At 74.8% G+C, this 3,822-nt stretch carries 4 protein-coding genes; 2 read left to right on the top strand and 2 right to left on the bottom strand.

The window, feature by feature from the left end:
- Positions 1 to 37: 37 nt before the first annotated feature.
- Positions 38 to 1,564 (bottom strand): putative bifunctional diguanylate cyclase/phosphodiesterase, encoded by a 1,527-nt coding sequence (locus H5J29_RS24490; protein ID WP_181783386.1) that lies wholly within the window; start codon positions 1,562 to 1,564, stop codon positions 38 to 40.
- Positions 1,561 to 1,929 (bottom strand): DUF7793 family protein, encoded by a 369-nt coding sequence (locus tag H5J29_RS24485; RefSeq protein WP_181783385.1) that lies wholly within the window; start codon positions 1,927 to 1,929, stop codon positions 1,561 to 1,563. Before H5J29_RS24485 ends, H5J29_RS24490 begins: the two co-directional genes overlap by 4 nt.
- A 153-nt stretch (positions 1,930 to 2,082) precedes the next feature.
- Between H5J29_RS24485 and H5J29_RS24480 the strand changes: the two genes are divergently transcribed.
- Together H5J29_RS24480 and H5J29_RS24475 are read left to right on the top strand one after the other, a co-directional pair.
- Positions 2,083 to 2,436: a YciI family protein gene (locus tag H5J29_RS24480; RefSeq protein WP_181783384.1), complete on the top strand. Its 354-nt coding sequence runs from the start codon at positions 2,083 to 2,085 to the stop codon at positions 2,434 to 2,436.
- Between the two features lie 6 nt (positions 2,437 to 2,442).
- Positions 2,443 to 3,660 carry an RNA polymerase sigma factor gene (locus H5J29_RS24475; RefSeq protein ID WP_181783383.1) on the top strand — a complete coding sequence of 406 codons (1,218 nt, stop codon included), beginning with the start codon at positions 2,443 to 2,445 and terminating at the stop codon, positions 3,658 to 3,660.
- Positions 3,661 to 3,822 lie beyond the last annotated feature (162 nt).

Raw genomic sequence — 3,822 nt, 5'->3', positions numbered from 1 at the left:
CGGAGCACGTGCCACAGCAGGGCGATCCGGCGGACCGTCACCGCGCCACGGTCGCGCGCAGCCTGCGCGTCATGTGTGTCGCGGACTGCGGCCTGCCCCAGAGCCAGCCCTGGCCGTACCGGCAGCCCAGCCCCGTGAGCACGGCCGCCTGCGCCTCGGTCTCGACGCCCTCGGCCACGGCGGCCAGCCCGAACGCGTCGACGACGGCGAGGATGGCCGCCGCGACCCCGTGCTGGTGGGGGTCGGTGTCCAGGCCGGTGACCAGTGAGCGGTCGATCTTGATGAGGTCCACGAAGAGCCGCCGGACGTAGGTGAGCGACGAGCACCCGGTGCCGAAGTCGTCGATCGCCACCCCGATGCCCGCGGCCCGCAGCGCCTCCATCGACTGCAGCGTCTGGGCGTCCTCGCCCATCATCTGGGTCTCGGTGACCTCGAGCATCACGGCCCCGGCGGGCACCCCGTGCCGGGCGAGGCACTCGGTCACGGTGTCGGCGAAGCGCGGCGACCGGAACCCGGCGGGCGAGATGTTCACGTGCAGCCCGAAGGGCCGGTCGCCGAGCACGCCCGCGCGCCATCGGGCGAGCTGTGCGACGGCCGTGTCGAGGACCCAGGTGTCCAGCATGCCGACCAGCCCGGTCGCCTCGGCCACGGCCACGAACTCCTCGGGCGGCAGCGGCCCCCGTTCGGGATGGTGCCAGCGGGCGAGCGCCTCCACCCCGGCCAGGCTGCGGTCGGCGAGCTCGACGATCGGCTGGTAGTGCACCCGCAGCTGGTCGGTCGCGAGGGCCGCCCGGAGGTCCTCGGCGAGCCGGACGCGCGAGAGCGCCGCCGCGTGCATCGCGGGCTCGTAGATCTGGACCGTCCCGGGCGCGGTGGCCTTGGCCGCGTACATCGCGGTGTCGGCGTCTCGCAGCAGCGTGTCGGCCGACTGGCCGCGCGTGGAGAAGCAGACACCGATGCTCGCGCCGACCCAGCACGCGTGCCCGCCCGCGAGCACCGGGTGTTCGAGTGCCGACCGGATGCGGTCGGCCACCTCCAGCACCCGTTCGACCTCGCCGTCGAGCACCACGAGGGCGAACTCGTCGCCGCCGAGCCGCGCGACGGTGTCGGTGTCGTGCACGACCCGCCGCAGCACCTCGGCGACCTCGACGAGCAGCAGGTCCCCGGTGCCGTGCCCGAAGGTGTCGTTGACCGCCTTGAAGCCGTCGAGGTCGACCACCAGCACGGCGGGCGGGGCGGCGCCGTGGTCCGCGTGGGCCATCGCCTGGGCGATCCGGTCGCCGAGCAGCGAGCGGTTCGCCAACCCGGTCAGCGGGTCGTAGAGCGCCACCTGCTCGAGCTGCCGCTGGGCGGAGTGCAGCTGGGCGGTGCGTTCGGCGACGCGGGCCTCCAGGTCCCCGTTGAGCGCCTGCAGCTCCTCGGCCATCATGTTGAGCCCCATGACGACGGCGTCGATCCGGTCCCCGGCCGGGGAGACGTCCATCCTGCGGTCCAGCCGACCCGAGGCGAGCTCCACCACCAGCTCGACGAGCTGGTCGAGCCGCGCGTCGTCCCGGTCGCTCACCGCCGCAGCCAATCCAACGCGGCGGCCTCGTCGGTGAAGAAGCGGGTGGGGACCGGCTGGGAGCGCACGCCGAGCGCGAAGTTGGCCAGCACCCGGTCGACGGCCGAGGTCCCGAGCAGGGCGATCCGGCTCGCGGTGCAGCGGCGGGCGAAGACCATCCGGGCCTCCCGGGTGAGCTCGCCCGTCCCGCGCATGACGACGAGCAGCGGGCGCCGGTCGTCGCCGTTGTGCACGTCGACCCGGCCCATCGCCACGCCCGCCAGGTCGCCGGTGATCCGCACGCCCGGCGTCCAGGTGAGCCGGACGAGGCCGTCCCGCTCCACCGCGAGGGTCATCCCCTCGTCGGAGTCCGCCGGATGGCTCATCCGATCACCCTAGCTACTAAGACACTTCGTCGCCGAGGCTCTGTGGTCGGGAGTGTGCCGGGAGACCCGTCTGCGGGAGGATCGTGTCCGGTGTCCGATTCGGCCCCGCCCGTTCGTCAGAGGGATGACCCACAACCCAGGGAGGACTCGGTCATGGCCCAGTACGTGTTCCTGATGTACGACTCCGAGGACTGGTACGACACCGCGGGCGACCAGGACGTCGCGGACGAGTTCCGGCTGCACGAGGCGTTCATGGAGGCGGTCCGCGAGGCGGGCGCCGAGGTCGTCGGCGGCGAGGCGCTGGAGCGGTCGTCGACCGCCAGCACGGTCCGGCGCGGCGAGGGTGCCCCGCTGGTCACCGACGGCCCCTTCGCCGACACCAAGGAGGCCCTCGGCGGCTTCTACGTGATCGACGCGCCCGATCTGGACGTCGCCCTACGGCTGGCGGCCGTCTGCCCGGCCGGGACCGTCGAGGTGCGTCCCGTGATGGCGATGCCCGACGCCTGAGCGGGCGTGTCCGTCGCTGCCGGGGAGGCGCTGACCCGGGCCTACCGCGAGTGCTGGGTGGTGGTCGTCGCGGCCACCGCCCGGCTCACCCGCGACCTCGACCTCGCCGAGGACTGCACCCAGGAGGCCTTCGAACGCGCCCTGCGGGTGTGGCCCGAGGGCGTCCCGGACAATCCGGCGGGCTGGCTGACCACGACCGCCCGCCGGGTCGCGCTCGACCGGCTGCGGCGGGAGCAGACGTTGCGCCGCAAGCTCCCGCTGCTGGTCGAGGACCCCGCCGCGGACGAGGCGGAGCCCGCGCCGACCGATCCGCTCCGCCTCGTGCTCACCTGTTGCCACCCCGCCCTGGCCCGCGAGTCCCAGGTCGCGCTCACCCTGCGCCTGGTCTGCGGGCTGGACACCGCGGCGATCGCCGCCGTGCTCCTGACCGGGGAGGCGGGCGTGGCCAGGCGGATCACCCGGGCCAAACGCAAGATCGCCGCCGCGCGGATCCCGTTCCGGGTGCCCGCCGACGACGAGCTGGCGCCCCGGCTGGACGCCGCCCTCACCGTGGTGCACCTCGTCTACACGGCGGGGCACGTCGGTTCGGGCACGGAGCTGGCCGACACCGGGCTGACCACGCGGGCGATCGCACTGTCCCGCATGCTCGTCCGGGTGCTGCCCGCGGAGCCCGAACCCCGCGGGCTGCTCGGGCTGCTCCTGCTCACCGAGGCCCGCGGCGGCACCCGGACCGATCCCGACGGCGAGCTCGTCCTGTTGGCCGACCAGGACCGCTCCGCGTGGGACCCGCGGCGCACCAGGGAGGGACTGGCGCACGCCACCGCCGCCCTGCGCGCGGGCACCCCGCCCGGCCGGTTCGCGCTGCAGGCCGCGCTGGCCGGACTGCACGCCGTCGCCCCGAGCTGGGAGCGGACGGACTGGTCGCAGGTGGTGGTCACCTACGACGCCCTGGTGCGCGTCTGGCCGTCGGCGGTCGCCGCCCTCAACCGCGCGGCCGCCCGCAGCCAGGTCCCCGGTGTCGACCTCCGCGAGGTGCTGGGCGAGATGGACGCCCTGACGCCCGACCTCGTCCGCTACCCCTACCTGCCCGCCGCCCGCGCCTCGGTCCTCGCCCGCCTCGGCCGCCGGGAGGAGGCGGCCGCGGCCTACGACGAGGCCCTGGCCCTCACCGTCAACCCGGTGGAACGACGCTTCCTGGCCGGACGCCGGGCGGAGCTGTCGTGAGCCCCGTGCGGCACCACGTGACGGTCCACCTGACCGGCGCGGCCGCCGCCGCGGTCGACGAGCTCCGCGCGGTGTGGGACCCCCGCATGATGCGGATCTGCCCGCCGCACGTCACCGTCGTGTACCCGGAGGAGACCGTGGACCGGGACCTGCTACTGGAGC

The sequence above is a fragment of the Pseudonocardia pini genome (assembly GCF_013870575.1).
Classification (GTDB): domain Bacteria; phylum Actinomycetota; class Actinomycetes; order Mycobacteriales; family Pseudonocardiaceae; genus Pseudonocardia; species Pseudonocardia pini.
The sequence above is the reverse complement of the archived record's forward strand: the minus strand, read 5'-3'. Positions and strand labels throughout refer to the sequence as shown.